Here is a 16,805-nt window from a genome sequence, read left to right as displayed (position 1 = left end):
GTTGCGCTACGCTCGGCCGCCTTGGGATCCCTGGGGAGGAGAACCAATGCGCTTCACGCGTACGCATGCCGTCGTCGGCACCTTCACCGTCGTCGCCGCAGTGCTGGCCACCGCGGTGGTGGTGCTGAACCGCGGCGACGATCCGGGCGCCGCCGCCGAGCCGCGGCCCAGCGTGGTGTTCGAGACCGGTGACCCGTCCGAGCTGGACGAGTCGCCGGAGGCCTCGCCGAGCCCGTCGCCGTCGCCGTCGGTCAAGCCGTCGCCGTCGAAGTCCCCCAAGCCGAAGCCCAAACCGAAGCCGAGCCCGACGAAGGTGACCCTGCCCGGCGCACCGCCGCCCGCGCCGAAACCGTCGTCACCGCCGCCGGGCTGCAAGCCGACCTACCGGGGCACGAACGCGCCCAAGGCCGACGTGGAGGCGGCGCTGGAGGCCGCAGCCGCCCGCAAGTTCTGGACCGTCTCGCAGGTCACCCTGCCGGCGAAGCTGATCAAGGCGGTGGCGGAGCAGGAGAGCGGCTGGCAGTCGGCCATCATCGCCTGCGACGGCGGCATCGGCACCATGCAGGTCATGCCGAGCACCGCGACGTGGCTCAACGACGACTCCCCGTTCACCCTCGACGAGGACGTGAACACGCTCAAGGGCAACACGATGCTCGGCTCGGCGTACCTGCAGTGGCTGATCCGGTACTTCGCGATGAAGTACGGCATCGGCTGCGAGGAGCCGGACCCGGCGGTCTCGCCGGCCCCGGCCTGCACGCCGGACTACACGCTGCGCGAGGACGACTGCCGCCGCGACCCGAACGTCGCCGACAGCAAGGAGTGGTGCCTGCTCAACGCGGTCATCGCGGCGTACAACTACGGGCAGGGCGCCGTCGACAAGGAGATCAACGACGGCGACGAGGTGTGGTACCCGAACCCGCAGTACGTGCTCAACGTCCGGGCGCTGATGGAGAAGTACTGATCAGATCCACAGGTTGCCGAGCAGGATGCGCCGGCTCCAGTCCTCGTACGGCAGCGAACCGCCCGTGTACAGCGGGTGGTAGTACGCGAACACCACCGCGACCAGCAGCACGAACGTTCCCGCCATGACCGCGCCGAACAGCTGCCGGTCGGGGTTCGGCGGCCGGCCCGGCGGCGGGGTCATCGCCGCGCCGAGCACGAACACCACGGCCAGGATCAGGAACGGCTCGGCCGGCAGGGCGTAGAAGTAGAACATCGTGCGGGCCGGGAAGAAGAACCACGGCACCAGCGCCGCGGCGGTCATCGCCAGCACGGCCCCGGCCCGCCAGTCGCGGCGGGCGATGCCGAACCAGATCGCGGCCAGCAGTGCGGGGATGAACGCCCACCACAGCAGGGGCGTGCCGAGCAGCAGCACGTCGGCGTTGCACCTGTCCGCGCCGCACAGCGGGGCGTCGCTGCGGTAGAACAGCACCGGTCGGCCCAGCAGCAGCCACTGAATCGGGGCCCACTCGCCCACCGACTGGTAGCCGTGCGCCTCGGTGATCGCCTGGTGCGAGCCGTACGCGAGTTCGTGGTACTGCGCCAGGTTGCGCAACGCGCCGAGGAACGGCGTCTCGTCCTGGCCGCTGTCGCGCAGCCAGTGCCGGGCGTAGCCGCCGTCGGTGGACAGCCAGCCCGCCCAGCTCGCCAGGTACACGCCCGCGGTCAGCGGCAGCCCGGCCAGGATCCAGCCGGTCTCGTCGAGGATCGTGTCGCGGATCGGGCGGCGCACCCCGGCGCTGCGCCGCGCGCCGACCTCCCACCACAGCACCAGCAGCACGAACACGGGCGCGAACGCCAGCGCCGACCACTTCACGGCGAGCGCGCACCCGAACAGCACCGCCGCGGCCAGCCGCCACCACGGCACCGCCCGCGGCGGGCGGCTGGACCGCCCCTTGGCCGCCGGATCGCCGCCACCGGCCACGAAGCGCAGCCAGCGGGCGCGGCGCTGGTCGCGGTCGAGCACCAGCGCGCCGAACGTGGCCAGGACGAAGAACATCAGGAAGATGTCGAGCATCGCGACCCGGGACAGCACGAAGTGCATGCCGTCGAAGGCCATCAGCAGGCCGGCGGCGCAGCCGAGGACGACCGAGCCGAACATGCGCATGGCGATGCGGCTGAGCATCAGCACCGAGATCGTGCCGAACACGGCGGCGGAGATGCGCCAGCCGAGCTCGTTGTAGCCGAAGATCTGCTCACCGAGCCCGATGATCCATTTGCCGAGCGGAGGGTGCACGACGTAGCCGGTCGTGTTCTCCTTCTCGTTCCACTCGAAGCCCTTCTCCCACAGCCAGTGGGCGTCGGTGGCGTAGTACGTCTCGTCGAACATCTTGCCCGGCGGGCTCGCCAGGTTGTTCAGGCGCAGCAGGCCCGCCAGCAGGGTGACGAACAGCGCCGCCGGCCAGGCGTACGGGTCCAGCGCGAGCGGCGACAGCCGACGTCGCACGACGTCGGGCACCCGGGTGGCGGGGGCGGGCGTCGGGGCGGGTTCGGCGAGCGCCTGGCGGGGGCGCGGCACTCGGGCCGTCTGCGTCATGCGGCGCATCGTATCCGCCCCACCGACAAACGGATCACCGCCCGGACCCGGATCGTGCGTCCTCTCGCCCGTGGGTCCACCACCGCAGTCCTGTTTGTCGCCCTGCCTGCCACTTGCCGGGGCGCTTAGTCTTTGAGCCGGCGGAGAGGCGGGCGATGTGCTGTTTGACCTGATAAGCGATCTGCAGGTGCACGACCGAGAGGACGGTGGCGCCGTCGTCAGCAGGTCGCCCGACGCCGCCGATGCCGCAGGCGTCACCGGGCGGGTGCCGATCGACTCGGAGACCGGCGAATTCCTGTCCGGCATCCGGAAGTTCAGCTTCGTCATCCTGGCCGTCGGCGCGGTCGCGTGTGCCGGCGGAGGTCGCCTGATCCAGACCGGTGACCTGGTGCTCGGCATCGCCGTCATCATCGTCGGCCTGCTCGTCACGGTCATGGCGGCTCCTGGATTCGTGATTCGGCGGCTGGCCCACCGGAACTCCCGTTACCTCGTGCTCGCCCCCGGGCCCGCCGGGCGGTTCCGGAAGGCCGTCGAGGACGAGCGGGCCGTGTTCGGCCCGAAGACGACGGCGGAGGAGACAGCGGCCGCGGCCGACCGCCTCTGGGCGATGGCCGTCGACCTGTCGCAGCCGGGCCGTTCCGACGAGGCGGAGACGCCCGCGCAGCCCGATTGACCGTTCGACGTGGGCGCACGGTGCCGGGCAGTCGGCGCACGCTCTACGTGGCAAGCTGTGCCCGCTGCTGTCGACCGCGAAGGACCACGCATGCCCACACCCCGCAACCTGCTTGGAGAACTGCGCCCCGGCCGGGAGGGCTGGGCCGAGGCGATGGCGCGGCTGGTCGCGCCCGCCACGGCGCTCGCGGCGCGCGGCCCCGCACACCAGCCCGCCACACCGTCCAGCAACGACCCCGGGGCGACCTGGTTCGAGCTGGTCACCCGGCCGCTGTGGGGCCTGGCCGCGCACGCCGCCGGGGGCGGCCGCGCGCCCCGGCAGTGGGACGAGGTCCGGGCCGCGCTGACGGCCGCGGTCGACCCCGGGCATACGTGGTACGCGGGCCCGCCCTTCGACCGCAACCAGCGGCTCGTCGAGTCCGCGGCGGTCGGCTACGCGCTCGCCGTGGCCCCGCACGAGCTCTGGGACCCGCTCACCGGGGCGCAGCGCGACCACCTGGCGGCCTGGCTGTCCACGGCGGCGGCCGCCGAGCCCGTCGACAACAACTGGCACTTCTTCCCGGTCCTGGCCGCGACCGGCCTGCGCGCGGTCGGCGTCGCCGTCGACGAGGCCGCGGTCGCGGCGCACCTGGACCGCATCGAGCAGTTCGCCGCCGCCGACGGCTGGTACTTCGACGGCCCCGGCCGGCAGCGCGACTACTACAACCCGTTCGGCTTCCACTACTACGGCCTGCAACTGCTGGGCCTGGGGGTGCTCGACGAGCAGCGCGCGCAGCGGGTACGCGAGCGCGCCACCGCTTTCGCGGCGCAGTTCCAGCACTGGTTCGCCGCCGACGGTTCCGCCCTGCCGTACGGGCGCAGCCTCGGCTACCGCTTCGCGCAGGGCGCGTTCTGGTCCACGCTGCCCGTCGCCGGACTCGCAACCGTGCCCTGGGCGCACGCCCGCGGCCTGGCCGAACGGCACCTGGCCTGGTGGTGGGACCAGCCGATCCTGGACCGGGACGGGCTGCTCAGCGTCGGCTACCGCTACCCGAACACGGGCGTGGTCGAGCAGTACCTCGGCGGCGGTTCGCCGTACTGGGGCACGAAGTTCTTCGCCGCGCTGGCCGTGCCCGCCGAGCATCCCTTCTGGACCGGCGAGCCCGCACCGGCCGACCGGCGGCCGCGGGTGGAGCTGCAACCCGCGCCGTCGATGCTGGTCAGCCACGACGCGGCCGGGGACGTCACGGCGCTGTGCGGGCAGGAGGCGTACGCCTGGGCGCGGGGCGGGACCGCGAAGGCGGCGAAGTTCGCGTACTCGACGCTGGCCGGGTTCAGCGTCCCGACCGGTGGCGAAGGCCTGGGGAACGGGGCCTACGACAGCGCGCTGGCGCTCAGCGACGACGGCGTGCACTGGCGGGTCCGCGAGCGCGGCGACTGCGTGCTCGACGGCGACACGCTGCGGCTCACCTGGCACCCGTGGCCGGACGTCGCGGTGCGCACGACGCTGCGTTTCGACGGCGGCGGGCACCGGCGTACCCACGAGATCGTCACCGCCCGGACCCTGCACACCGCCGAGACCGGTTTCTGCGTGCCGTGGACCGCGGCCGGCCACGCACCCGCCGACGCCGTCGAGGACGCCGGGCGGGCCGAGGTCGCCTCGGACGGGATCGCCTCGGCCGTCACCGACCAGGGCAGCAGCGTGCCCCGCGCCGGCCAGGTGCTGGTGCCGACCGCGGGCGGCAACGTGCTGTTCCCACGTACCGCCCTGCCGATGCTCACCACCGACCTCGAACCCGGCACCCACACCCTGACCTGCACCACCACCCTCCACCGCACCTGAAAAGCAAGGAAGGGCACCTTGTTAACGGACGTCGGTGTAGAAGGTGCCCTTCCTTCGTTTCGGGACGGGGCGCTTAGGGTGGGCGGTCGTGACTGAGCCTTCGTTCCTCCACGACACCCGTGACGCGTACGACACCATCGCCGCCGCCTACGACGAGCAGTTCAAGGACGAGCTGGCGGGCATCCCGATCGAGCGGGCGATGATGGCCGCCTACGCCGATCTCGTGCTGGCCGGTGGCGGTGGTCCGACCTTGGATGTCGGCTGCGGCACCGGACCCGGCACTGCGCACCTGGCCGGTCTGGGCCTGGAGGTGCGCGGCATCGACCTGTCACCCGGCATGCTCGCGCTGGCCCGCGGCCGGTTCCCGAAGTTGCGCTTCGACGAGGGCAGCATGACGGCTCTGGACGTCGCCGACGGCTCGCTCGCCGGGATCAGCTCGCAGTACTCCGTGATCCACATTCCGCACGACGAGCTGCCCGGGGTGCTCGCCGGGTTCCGGCGGGCGCTCGCCGTCGGCGGTCACCTGCTGCTGATCTTCCAGAACCTCGACGAGCAGCGCCTGCGCACCGAGGCGTTCGGGCACACGTTCACCTTGAACTACCACTTCCGGCCGGTCGAGCGCATGGCGCAGTTCGTCACCGATGCGGGCTTCGACGTGTTCGCGCAGGCCAGCCGCAAGGCGCAGCCCGGCGAGCAGACGCCGCGTGGCATGCTGCTGGCGCGGGCCTGCTAAGGCACCTGCCAGGTCATCACCTGAACCGGCTGCGACCTGGCGGACTCGCCCGCGGAGTTGAGCGAGGTCACCTCGAACGTGTAGAGCGTGCCGTGCTGCAGGCCGGTCACGGTGAAGGCGGGTCCGTAGGACCAGCCGATCAGGACGCCGTCGCGGTAGACGCGGTAGCCGTCGGTGGCCGCCATGACCGCCTCCCACGCCAGGAACACCTGGTAGGCCTGCGGGGTCCCGACGAGCAGCCGGGTCGGCGGCGGCGCCTCGGCGTACGGCGGGGCCGTGGTGGCCGACACCGACGGGCCCGGCGCGGACTCACCGGCCGTGTTCACCGCGGTGACGTGGAAGGTGTACGCCGTGCCGGGCGTGAGCCCGTCGACCACCGCCGACGGAGTCGTCACCGAGCGCAGGTACACCCCGTCGCGGTGGATCCGGTAGCCGGTCGCCCCCGGCACACCGGTCCAGCCCAGCTTGACCGAGCGGCTGGTGGACTCCCCGACGGTCGGCTCGTCAGGCGCGACGGGCACGCGTACGGCGCTGTCCGCGCCGGTCAGCACGACGTCGTCGGCGTCGAACGCGCCCTGGGCGTGCCAGCCGTGCAGGTAGACGGTGACCGTGTCGGCGGTGGCGGTGAAGCCGGTGGTGAGCCGGGTCCACGCGGTGCTCGGCGGGGTCCAGGCCACCCCGTGGTCGTGGCCGAGGAAGGCGTAGCCGCCGCGCACCCAGGCCGACAGGGTGTAGACCCCGCCCGGCTGGACCGGGATCGTCTGCGCGCAGCGGCCCGTGCTGCCCGCGGTGGGTGTGCCGGTCAGCGCTCGGCTGCCGCTGTGCGCCGCGCCGAGCTGGTTCGTCCCGGGTTCGCAGTTCCACGCCCACACCACCGAGTGGTCGCCGTGTCGGGCGTCCTCGAAGCCAGGGTTGGCGACCAGGTTCACGCCGGCGGCGGCCGCGCCGCCCACCGGGACGGACACCGCGGCGCAGGCCAGCACGGCCAGTAGGAGGAGGCGGCGCACGGACTCTCCAAACTGTAAAGTTTGCTGCCAGTAGCGCCGAACGCTAGCCGTCGCATGTGGTCCTGTCAATGAAAAGACGTGGGAGTGGGTCGGCGGCTTGTTAACGTTCATGGACCACCGCCGGGACGGGCCCGGCAGCGCGAGAAGGCAGGCCGCCGTGGGTCTCACGTCCTGGGTGAAGCGCCGCGCCACGCCCGTCGCCCCGAACGGCGCGCCGTTCGTCCACCGCCCCGCCGGAGCACCCATGGAGGTGGTGTGCGCGGGTGACAGCATCACCCGCGGTCTGGCCAGCGCGGACTACGTCAGCCTGTTGCACGAACGGCTCGGCCCGGCCGGCTACCGGTTCGTCAACGCGGGCGTGGACGGCAACCTGGCCTGGAACGTGCGCCGCCGCATGGACGAGGTCATCGCGTGCCGACCGGACGCGGTCACCCTGCTGGTCGGCACGAACGACGTCAACGCCACCTACGACGCGCGCTGGGCCCGGCACTACCGCAGGCAGCAGCGCCTTCCCCGGACGCCCGACCTGCAGTGGTACCGGGAGAACGTGGACGCGATCCTCGACCGGCTGCAGAACGGCACCTCGGCACGGCTGGCCGTGCTCGACCTGCCGCCCCTGGGCGAGGATCTGTCGAGCACGATGAACCAGCGGATACGCGAGTACAACGCGGTGCTGCGCGGGGTCGCGGAGGGGCGCGGGGTGCCGTGCCTGCCGCTGTACGAGCGGCTGACCGCACTGCTGCCACCGGGGCACCGGCCGCCGCCGTACGAGGGCAGGCTGGGCCTGGCGATCCGGACCACCTTCCAGCACCTGGTGCTGCGCCGATCCTGGAACGACATCTCGGCGGCCAACGGCCTGACCCTGCTGACCGACCACATCCACCTCAACGACACCGCCGCGGCCGTCATCGCCGACCTGATCGGCGAGTGGCTGCAGACGTCGCCGCCACGACGGCGCTGACCCCGGCGTGGCCGGACTCAGCCCTCGTCCACGGGTCTCCACCGCAGGTCAGGACGGTACGCCCAGGTGACGCGGATGGCGGTCTCCGGCGGCTGGGCCATCTCGTCGGCCTTGATGACGATCGGATCGCGGCCGTGCAGCGACCAGCGCACCGCCACCGGCGTCTCCGGCTCGGCGGGGGTCGGCCCGAGCAGATCGACGGCGCTCACCTCGGCCCAGGCGACCACGTCCGGCAGTGCCCGGAAGCGCAGGCCCGACGCGTCAACGGTGATCGGCGTCGCCGCGTCGGACGACTCGGCGGGCGCGCCACGCCACCGCTGTACGAGCCAGCCGACCGCGACCAGCAGCAGAATCACGGCCCAGAAGATCAACCCGATGGCGATAGACGCCAAACCCTCCAGAGGCTTGGCCGGCACGTGCAGGTTGCGCCAGGTCGACCAGCCGACCGCAGCGGTGGAAGGCACCAGGACGGGCCACCACACGCGCAGTCCGCGGTAGCGCCCGATCGTCACCGGCGTCGCCGGGCACGGCTCGGCGCGTTCGAGCAGCATCCGTAGGTTCGGTGTCTCCAGCAGGGGCCGCAGTCTGCGGCGCCGCTCGCCGGGCTCCCAGACCTCGGCCCCGATCAGCGCGCCAGGCACCGCCGGGAGGAACACCAGCAGGATCCACCAGGGCGCGTCCCTGACCTCGCCTCCGGCGATCGTCACCGCCAGGACGCTGCCGAAGAACGAGACCGCGCCCAGCCCGAGGAGCAGCTGCCGGACGACCCGGTCGCACCGGTTCAGCCGGCGCACGTGCGCCACCGTCACCGCGGCCACGGCCGGATCGGGGTGCGGGCGACCCTGCCTGGCGAGCGCGATCACGGCCGGCCGGTCCCGTTCCGGCAGGCTCGCCGGTGCGTCGGCGACGAGTGAGGTATCGATCACCGCCCGCACGGTAGCCCACCCGCACGAGCCCCGCTGTCCGCCCGTCAGCGATCACGCGGTCCGTGTTCTCGGTAAACCGTGGAGCGCCTCGACGCGTTCTTCGACAAGGCCCTGGCCCCGGCCTAGGCAGCCGCTTCGGCCATGGTGCGGCCGGTCTCCAGCAGAGTCTTCAGGTCCGACAGCAGGTGCGGCCAGCCCTGGCTGACCATGCCGGGCAGTGCGCTGCCAGGCGCGAAGCCGTCGTGCACGACGGTGAGCTTGACGAGGTCGCCGACCTGCTCCAGGTCGAAGCTGACCTTCGAGCGCTGCTCGGCCGCGAGCTGCTGCCGCAGGTCCTCGTCCATGTCGACGGACTTGGCGAACTCGGGCGTGAAGGTGTGGAAGGTGTAGGCCAGCCGCCGGTAGGGCTCGGCCTCCAGCACCACCTGGGCCGGGTCGGCCATCACGACGCCTAGCCGCTCCCAGGTCATGGTCGAGCCGACCTGCCAGTCGGTGTCGAAGGTGACCTGCCAGTACCGGCTGGTGAACGCCGGGTCGGTGATCGCCTGCCACAGCTTCTGCGGCGTGGTCCGGATGTACGTGGTGTAGGCGAACTCGTCCATGTCCTGTTGCTCCAATGCCGTCTTCAGATCCGCGAGGGTGTGCACCCGCCCGCGGTGGTAGCGGTCGATCCAGCGGTCGGCGATGGCGTTGATCGGCTCGGCGTTGAGGAAGTGCAGCTTCTCCCTGCCTCGCCACACGGTGGTGACGAGGTTGGCCTCTTCCAGCACCGCCAGGTGCTTGCTGACCGACTGCCGGGCCATGTCCAGCCCTGCGCACAGCTCACGCAGGGTCTGCCCGTTGTGGGCGTTGAGGCTGTCCAGCAGGGCGCGGCGGCTCGGGTCCGCCAGCGCCTTGAACACGTCGTCCATTGCCATCCCCACATGCAGCCGTCCGGCTGCATGTCTCGACCATAGGCAGCCGATTGGCTGCATGTCAAACTTCGCCGCTTCGACACGCTTCCGCCATGCGCCCGGCCTAGCGGCAGTCATGAATACGTGGTAGGAATTCTCCACACATCTATGTCTCAGCTGAAAATTCCTTCACACCCCCGGAGGCTCGCATGAGAAAGGTCCTAGCAGGTCCAGCCGTCCTGGTCGCGATGTCCATCGCCGTCGCCGGTTCGGCTCTGGCGGGCACGGCGGCGCGGGCCAAGCCCGCGGACGCCGTCGCCGAGGGCGGCCGGACCGTCGGCTACCACGGATACCGCGTCACCGTGCCGACCTCGTGGCAGGTCGTCGACCTGAGCGCCGATCCGACGGCGTGCGTGCGGTTCGACCGGCCGACGGTCTACCTCGGACACCCGGGCGACCAGTCGACCTGCCCCGCCGACCTGGTCGGGCGCACCGCGGCCCTGATCATCGAACCGCTGGACGCCGTCTCGGCGGCCCGCCTCACCCCGCAGGCAGCCGTCACCGCGCCGGGCACGGCGGTCGCGGCCGGCGCCGTGTCCCACGACGACGCGATCCAGGTCGCGGTGCGCGCCGCGGGTGTGCTGGTCACCGCTGCGCACACCCCGGACACCGAGGACGCCGTACGCCGCATCCTCGCCTCGGCGAAGCTGGGCCGCGACGCCAAGCCCGCCGCCGACAGCCTGCTCACCGCAGCGGCGTCCACCAGGACCGCCACCGCCGCGGCACCCCTGGCGGCAGCCGGGCCGCAGCCGGGCGTGTACACCGGCAAGGGCTTCGACACCTGCGCCGCCCCGTCCCAGTCGACCATGAACGCGTGGCGCAACAGCTCGCCCTACCGGGCTATCGGCGTCTACATCAGCGGTGCGAGCCGATCCTGTTCGCAGCCCAACCTGACCGCGAGCTGGGTGACCAACCAGACCAACAACGGCTGGCGGCTGATCCCGATCGAGCTGGGTCGCCAGGCCCCGTGCGGCACCCGGCTGCCGAAGATGTCCGCCGACCCCACCACGGCACGCTCGCAGGGCGTGACGGCCGCGAACAGCGCGGTCGGCGCGGCCCAGGCGCTCGGCATCCCGGCCGGCAGCGCGATCTACAACGACATCGAGCAGTACCCGTCGAACGCCTCCTGCAAGGCCGCCGTGCTGTCGTTCCTGTCCGGCTGGACGGAACAGCTGCACGTGCGCGGTTACCTGTCCGGGATGTACTCCAGCGGCTCGTCGGGCATCACCGACGTCTGCAGCGCCTACTACGACACCCGCTACACGCGCCTGGACCACCTGTGGATCGCGTGGTGGAACGGGGTGGCCGACACCGACGCCGGCCCGTACTGCGACGACGCCTACTACACCAACCACCGGCGGCTGCACCAGTACGTCGGGGAGGTGCTGGAGACCTGGGGCGGGGTGCAGATCAACATCGACCGCAACTACCTCGACGTGTCGACGGTCGTCTCGGAGGAGCCGCCGCCGACGTCGTGGAGCGCCGTCGTGGACAACGCCACCGCCGGCGGGTTCACCGCCGGCGCGAACTGGGGCACCTCGGCGTTCTCCGCCCAGCGCTACGGCGCCGACTACCGCTTCGCCGACCCGGTCGCGGCCAGCGACCCGGCCTGGTTCCGGGTGAACATCCCGCAGACCGCGTCGTACGAGGTCGCGATCTGGTATCCGGCCAACGCCGGCTACAACAGCGCGACGCCGTACATCGTGGCCACCACCTCGGGAAACCAGTCGGTGACCGTCGACCAGCGGGTCAACGGCGGCCAGTGGATCTCACTGGGCGTCTTCACGCTCGCCGCCGGTGACGGCGACAAGGTCGGGGTGAGCCGGTGGACCACCGGCACCGGCTACGTCGTCGCCGACGCCGTGCGCTTCACCCGCGTCTAGGCGGAACCGTCCCGGGGACCCGGCCGCGAGCACGGGTCCCCGGGACGGCAGGTCAGGTCAGGCCGGTGCGCCGACGGCCGGCGACAGAAACTCCCGACCCAGGTCGCGGGCCTGCGCGACAGCCCCGGTCAGCGCCGCCTCGCGCTGGTGCGGGGTGATGTCCATCGGCTGGGCGTGGATGAACCGCTGGTCGGTGATGCCGACGAAGCCGAAGATCGCCCGCAGGTACGGCTCCTGGAAGTCGTACGAGTGCAGGTAGGAGCCCGCCGAGTAGTCCGCGCCGCGGGAGGTCACGCAGACCAGACGCTTGCCGTTGACCATCGGCACGACCTGGCCCGTCTCGTCGTACCGGAACAGGTATCCGGGCTGCACGAGGCAGTCGATGTAGTACTTCAGCGCGTACGGCACCCCGAAGTTCCACATCGGCGCGGTGATCAGATACGCGTCGGCGGAGACGAAGTGCTCGATCAGGGACTCGATCTGCGCCCACGACTCCGCATGGCTCCGGTCGATCGGGCGGCCCACCATCAGCGTGTACTTCGCCTCGATGTTGTCACCCGCCATCGCCGGCAGGTCATGCTGGTACAGGTCGACGACGTCGACGGTGACGTCACCGGACTGCTCGCGAACGCCATTCAGAAATGCCTCGGAAACCCGAAGCGAATGGGATTCGGAACCACGGGGCGTGGCGATGATGTGCAGAATGCGCATGGCGTTCCCTCATCAGTGGAAGTGAAGGCAAATGTAGCGACGGCCAGCGGAAACGTTACCGATGTGTCGGAAGTTGGCAGTCATTGGAGTGACGTCTGTGGACCAATGCGAATTACGTTCGTTACCATTCGCATCCGATCCGGACAGACATGATCCCGACCTCCCGCGCAAGGAGTGCGATTCGCCGCCCGACGCGCTCCGGCGTAGGGTTGGCCACGGAGATCCACTACCGGAGAGGCACCCGCATGAGCAGCGTTCTGGTCACCGGCTCGGCAGACGGCATCGGCCTGCACACGGCGCGCGAACTGCTCGCCCTCGGGCACCGGGTGGTGCTGCACGCCCGCAACGAGCAGCGTGCCGCGCAGACCCGCGACGCGGTGCCGGGAGCGGCCGCGGTGCTCGTCGGCGACGTGTCGTCCCTGGCGCAGACCCGTTCACTGGCCGCGGCGGCGACCGCGCACGGACCGTTCGACGCGGTGATCCACAACGTGGGGGTGGGCTCGGCCGCCCGGCGCGAACTCACCGAGGACGGCATCGAGCGCACCTTCGCCGTCAACGTGCTCGCCCCGTACCTGCTGACGGCCCTGATGCCGCTGCCGCAGCGGCTGGTCTACCTGACCTCCGGGCTGGAGGCGGCCGGCCGGGCCGACTTCGACGACCTGCAGTTCGAGCACAAGGCGTGGAGCGGCATGCAGGCCTACAGCGACTCGAAGCTGCACGACGTGCTGCTGGCGTTCGCGGTGGCGCGGCATTTCCCGGCGGTGCTGAGCAACGCCGTCGACCCGGGGTGGATCAAGACCCGGATGGGCGGCCCGAACGCCCCCGACGAACTCGCCGACGGAGCCGAGACGCAGGTGTGGCTGGCCACCGCCGACGAGGCCGAGGTCGGCTTCAGCGGCCGCTACCTCAAGCGCCGCCAGGACCTGCGCGCCAACGCCGCCGCCTACGACATCGCCGCCCAGGATCGCCTGCTGGCCGCCTGCGCCCACCTCACCGGGGAGAAGTTCCCGGCCTGAGTCCACCGGTCTCTGCAGTTTCAGGGAAACCGCACCTTCGGCGTCCCTGGTTGCTGCACTTTCGGCGAAACTGCAGCAACCAGGGCGCAGTGATCACTGCCAGGGTTCGGTGCCGACGGAGACGGTCTGGCCGGTACGGGCGGACTCGTCGATGGCAAGGCTGATCAGGTGGTCCTGGCAGGCCTGGGCCAGGGAGTACGGCTGCTCGGCCTCGCCGCGCGCCCAGCGGCCGGTCGCCTCCAGGATGGTCGCGATGGCGATCTCCTCGTCGGACAGCCGTACCCCCGCGTAGGGGTTGGTGTAGACCACGGAGCCGTCGAAGCTGATGTGGTCCAGGTCGAAGCCTTCGAGGTTGAGGTCGCGGCCGGTCTGGCGGCGGCGCAGCTCCGACTCCAGCACGGTCCGGGTGCCCTGCAGGCGCACCACCCGGTCGTCGACGAGTTCGCCAAGGCTGCCGCGGACCAGGATGCGCCGGGTGCGCAGCTGGTTCCACCACTGGTTGTCGGTGAAGTCGTACAGGCCGCTGCGGCCGCCGAAGTCGATGGTGGCCAGGGTGTTCATGGCGGGCTTCGGGGTGGCGTCGTCGCGCCAGCCGGCCGGGCTCATCGGGTCGGCCAGCGGCGCGGTGAACGTGCGGGCGTGCACGCTCGCCGGGCCCATGCCGACGTCGAGCATGCCGCGCAGCATCGACACCGCGTGGTAGCCGTGCGTGGACGACACCTGCGCCGAGGTGCGCTCGCCGATGACGCCGGAACGCAGCACCGCCAGCCGTGCGGCGTGGTCGGGCAGCAGCAGGTACTGCTCGGCGACCTGGACCTTCTCGGCCTTGCCGACCTGCGCCCAGAGCTTGCGCAGCCCGTCGAGATCAGGGGCGGGCGGGGTCTCCGACAGGACCGGCAGGCCGCGCTCGACCAGCGTCTCGACCAGGCCGGGGTTCACGCCCCACGGCACCGAGGTGATGACGTACTCCGGGTCGGTGCGCAGCAGGTCGCCGAGGTCCTGGGTGACCGGCAGCCGCCAGCGCCCGGCCACCTCGGCGGCGGCCTCGACGGACCGGGTCATCACACCGGTCACCGTGAACCGCTCGGGCATCAGCTCGGCGAGTTTGAAGAAGAACTGCGCACGCCAGCCGCGCCCGACGACCGCGTACCTGATGGGGTTCTGAGTCACCGGCAAACCGTACGCCCCGGGCACCCGGGCGCATGACACACCATGCTCCGCCCGGGTGCCCGGCACGCCCGGCGGTCGTCGTGGCGGCACGGCGCGCGACGATCGCCGGAGACGGCCGTCGCCTCGCCCCACCGACGGACCGGCGACGACCTGCGCCCGGCGGCCTTCTCCCCCGGCCGGACAGGCGCAAGAATGATTAGGAAACTTTCTTAAATACAGTTCGAGTCAACCATCGGCACCGATCCAAGTCAAGGCATCAATCGATGCGGACCGGCCCCGTTGGCAGACGGGTGCGGCCGTAACGCATCATCGAAGGCCACACGGGCGTGGAGGGGAGGTCAGGTTGCGCATCCTGCTGGTCGAGGACGATCTGCGGGTCGCCACCGCGATGAGCGCCGCGCTGACCCGCCGCGGGTACGACGTCGAGCACGCTGCCACCGCCGCCGCGGCCCTGTCCGCCGCCCCCTGCGACCTGGTGCTGCTCGACCTGTCCCTGCCCGACGGCGACGGCCTCGACGTGTGCCGCACCCTGCGCGCCCGCAGCCCCCAGCTGGGCATCATCGCGGTCACCGCCCGCGGCGAGGAGCGCGACCGGGTGGTCGGGCTGCGCGTCGGCGCGGACGACTACGTGGTCAAGCCGTTCTCCATGGTCGAACTGCAGGCGCGCATCGAGGCGGTGCTGCGCCGGGCCGCGTACGCCTCCCCCGAACTGATGGTCATCGTCGCCGGCCGGATCCGCATCGACGTGCCAGCCCGCGCGGTCACCGTCGACGGCAACGACGTCGCGCTGACCCGCAAGGAGTTCGACATCCTGCTGTCGCTGGCCCGCCACCCCGGGCTGGTCATCACCCGCGACCGCATCCTGCTCGACGCCTGGCAGACCACCTGGGTCGCCCGGCACACCGTCGAGGTGCACGTCGGCTCCCTGCGCGGCAAGCTCGGCGACCCGCGGCTCATCGAATCGGTGCGCGGCGTCGGCTACCGGCTGCGCGGCGAGTAGCCGTGCGCCAACGCCTGGCCGCCAGCTACCTGCTGCTGATGACGCTGGTCCTGCTCGCCCTGGAGATCCCGCTCGCGCTGACGCTGGCCAGCCGCGAGTCCGACCTGGTCCGCGCCGACCGGCTGGCCGACGCCACGCGCTTCGCCGCCCTGGCCCGGCCCGGCCTGCGCACCGACACCGTCGGCACCGTCCGCGACGAACTGGCCCGCTACGACGAGCTGTACGGCATCGGCGCGGCCGTGCTGGACCGCGATCGGCACACCTTCGTCCGCTCGGTGAGCTACCACCTCGAACCCGGCCGGGGCGAGGCGGCCGTACGCGCCGCGCTGGCCGGGCAGCAGTACAGCTCGGCCGAGTCGGTGCTGCCCTGGACCGGCGATCCGATCGTGGTCGCCGTGCCGGTCAACGACAACGGCGAGGTCCTCGGCATGGTGATCATCGTGTCGCCGGCCGACCGGGTCCGCGACGCGGTGACCTTCTGGTGGCTCGCCCTGGGCGGCATCGGCCTGCTCGCCGCGCTGGCCTGCGTGCTCACCGCGCGCAGCCTGGCCAACTGGGTGCTGCGCCCGGTCACCGTGCTCGACGCGATGACGCACGAGGTCGCCGCGGGCGACGGCAACACCCGGATCTCCGCCCAGGCCGGCCCGCCGGAGCTGCGGCGGCTCACCCGCAGCTTCAACGACATGGCGGGAGCCGTCGCCGACGCCATGGAACGCCAGCGCGCCTTCGTCGCCCACGCCAGCCACCAGCTCCGCAACCCGCTCACCGCGCTGCGCCTGCGCGTCGAGGAGCTGGGGCCCAGCCTGGCCGACGACGACGGCCGCAGCGAGCACCGGCTCGCCCTGGAGGAGACCGACCGGCTCGCGACGGTGCTCGACGGCCTGCTCACCCTGGCCCGCGCCGAACGCGGCCGGCACCAGCTGGTCACCATCGACGCCGTCGCGGTCGCGCAGGCGCGGGTCGCGGCGTGGGAGCCGCTGGCCCGCCACCACGGCACCACCCTCACGCTGACCGTCGGACTGCCGGTGGCGCTGGTGCACGTCGTGCCGACCGCGCTCGACCAGACCCTGGACGCGCTGATCGACAACGCCGTCAAGTTCAGCGGACCGGGCGGCCGGGTCGAGGTGGAGGTCCGCACCGCCGACGGCGGGATCGCGGTGCACGTGCGCGACGACGGCCCCGGCATGACCGACGCCCAGCTCGACCAGGCCACCGAACGCTTCTGGCGGGCCCCGGACGCGCAGAACATCGACGGCTCCGGACTGGGCCTGACCATCGCGGCCGTGCTCGTCGACGCGTCCGGCGGCAAGCTCGCGATGACCCACGCCGGCCAGCGCGGCCTCGACGCCCGGGTGTGGCTGCCCGGCCTGGACACCGCCGCCTAGCCGGTACGTCCCGGCAGCACGCGCGGCCGG

General features: G+C 71.8%; 15 protein-coding genes. 9 read left to right on the top strand and 6 right to left on the bottom strand.

Annotated elements, in window-relative coordinates; genetic code table 11:
* Nucleotides 1–46: 46 nt before the first annotated feature.
* Entirely contained in the window at nt 47–961 is a 915-nt protein-coding gene (locus ACFQO7_RS05020; RefSeq protein ID WP_376805273.1) for a transglycosylase SLT domain-containing protein, read from the top strand.
* Here ACFQO7_RS05020 and ACFQO7_RS05015 read toward each other — a convergent pair whose 3' ends face one another.
* Nucleotides 962–2,536: a dolichyl-phosphate-mannose--protein mannosyltransferase gene (locus ACFQO7_RS05015; RefSeq protein ID WP_376805272.1), complete on the bottom strand. Its 1,575-nt coding sequence runs from the start codon at nt 2,534–2,536 to the stop codon at nt 962–964.
* A gap of 187 nt (nt 2,537–2,723) precedes the next feature.
* Here ACFQO7_RS05015 and ACFQO7_RS05010 point away from each other — a divergent pair, with 187 nt between their 5' ends.
* From ACFQO7_RS05010 to ACFQO7_RS05000, 3 genes are all read left to right on the top strand, one after another.
* Nucleotides 2,724–3,209, top strand: coding sequence for a hypothetical protein (locus ACFQO7_RS05010; protein ID WP_376805271.1), 486 nt, complete (start codon nt 2,724–2,726; stop codon nt 3,207–3,209).
* A gap of 90 nt (nt 3,210–3,299) precedes the next feature.
* Nucleotides 3,300–5,030 (top strand): DUF2264 domain-containing protein, encoded by a 1,731-nt coding sequence (locus tag ACFQO7_RS05005; protein WP_376805270.1) that lies wholly within the window; start codon nt 3,300–3,302, stop codon nt 5,028–5,030.
* Nucleotides 5,031–5,118: 88 nt separating this feature from the next.
* Entirely contained in the window at nt 5,119–5,763 is a 645-nt protein-coding gene (locus ACFQO7_RS05000) for a class I SAM-dependent DNA methyltransferase (protein WP_376805269.1), read from the top strand.
* Here ACFQO7_RS05000 and ACFQO7_RS04995 read toward each other — a convergent pair.
* The gene (locus ACFQO7_RS04995) at nt 5,760–6,770 is read right to left on the bottom strand and encodes a fibronectin type III domain-containing protein (protein ID WP_376805268.1); all 1,011 of its coding nucleotides are present in this window, start codon (nt 6,768–6,770) and stop codon (nt 5,760–5,762) included. The two genes, ACFQO7_RS05000 and ACFQO7_RS04995, sit on opposite strands and share 4 nt — an antisense overlap.
* A 157-nt stretch (nt 6,771–6,927) precedes the next feature.
* Here ACFQO7_RS04995 and ACFQO7_RS04990 point away from each other — a divergent pair, with 157 nt between their 5' ends.
* On the top strand, nt 6,928–7,731 hold the full coding sequence (locus ACFQO7_RS04990) for an SGNH/GDSL hydrolase family protein (RefSeq protein ID WP_376805267.1): 804 nt from the start codon (nt 6,928–6,930) through the stop codon (nt 7,729–7,731).
* A gap of 17 nt (nt 7,732–7,748) precedes the next feature.
* Here ACFQO7_RS04990 and ACFQO7_RS04985 read toward each other — a convergent pair whose 3' ends face one another.
* Complete coding sequence (locus tag ACFQO7_RS04985; RefSeq protein WP_376805266.1) at nt 7,749–8,657, bottom strand: hypothetical protein; 909 nt, start codon at nt 8,655–8,657, stop codon at nt 7,749–7,751.
* Nucleotides 8,658–8,779: 122 nt separating this feature from the next.
* Nucleotides 8,780–9,574 (bottom strand): ArsR/SmtB family transcription factor, encoded by a 795-nt coding sequence (locus tag ACFQO7_RS04980; RefSeq protein ID WP_376805265.1) that lies wholly within the window; start codon nt 9,572–9,574, stop codon nt 8,780–8,782.
* Between the two features lie 185 nt (nt 9,575–9,759).
* On the opposite strand from ACFQO7_RS04980, the gene ACFQO7_RS04975 reads away from it, so the two are divergent.
* Nucleotides 9,760–11,493, top strand: a complete 1,734-nt coding sequence (locus ACFQO7_RS04975; protein ID WP_376805264.1) for a glycoside hydrolase domain-containing protein — start codon at nt 9,760–9,762, stop codon at nt 11,491–11,493.
* Between the two features lie 57 nt (nt 11,494–11,550).
* On the opposite strand, the gene ACFQO7_RS04970 is transcribed toward ACFQO7_RS04975, so the two are convergent.
* The gene (locus ACFQO7_RS04970; RefSeq protein ID WP_376805263.1) at nt 11,551–12,204 is read right to left on the bottom strand and encodes an FMN-dependent NADH-azoreductase; all 654 of its coding nucleotides are present in this window, start codon (nt 12,202–12,204) and stop codon (nt 11,551–11,553) included.
* Nucleotides 12,205–12,449: 245 nt separating this feature from the next.
* On the opposite strand from ACFQO7_RS04970, the gene ACFQO7_RS04965 reads away from it, so the two are divergent.
* On the top strand, nt 12,450–13,220 hold the full coding sequence (locus ACFQO7_RS04965) for an SDR family NAD(P)-dependent oxidoreductase (RefSeq protein WP_376805262.1): 771 nt from the start codon (nt 12,450–12,452) through the stop codon (nt 13,218–13,220).
* Nucleotides 13,221–13,313: 93 nt separating this feature from the next.
* Here the strand turns inward: ACFQO7_RS04965 and ACFQO7_RS04960 are convergent, their stop codons facing one another.
* Entirely contained in the window at nt 13,314–14,390 is a 1,077-nt protein-coding gene (locus ACFQO7_RS04960) for a Gfo/Idh/MocA family protein (RefSeq protein WP_376805261.1), read from the bottom strand.
* 343 nt (nt 14,391–14,733) lie between these two features.
* On the opposite strand from ACFQO7_RS04960, the gene ACFQO7_RS04955 reads away from it, so the two are divergent.
* Together ACFQO7_RS04955 and ACFQO7_RS04950 are read left to right on the top strand one after the other, a co-directional pair.
* Complete coding sequence (locus ACFQO7_RS04955; RefSeq protein WP_360527795.1) at nt 14,734–15,390, top strand: response regulator transcription factor; 657 nt, start codon at nt 14,734–14,736, stop codon at nt 15,388–15,390.
* Between the two features lie 2 nt (nt 15,391–15,392).
* The gene (locus ACFQO7_RS04950; protein WP_376805260.1) at nt 15,393–16,775 is read left to right on the top strand and encodes a sensor histidine kinase; all 1,383 of its coding nucleotides are present in this window, start codon (nt 15,393–15,395) and stop codon (nt 16,773–16,775) included.
* Nucleotides 16,776–16,805 lie beyond the last annotated feature (30 nt).

The organism is Catellatospora aurea (assembly GCF_042663325.1).
In the GTDB taxonomy this organism is placed as follows: domain Bacteria; phylum Actinomycetota; class Actinomycetes; order Mycobacteriales; family Micromonosporaceae; genus Catellatospora; species Catellatospora aurea.
Note: the sequence above shows the minus strand (reverse complement) of the source record. Positions and strands in the feature narration are given on the sequence as shown.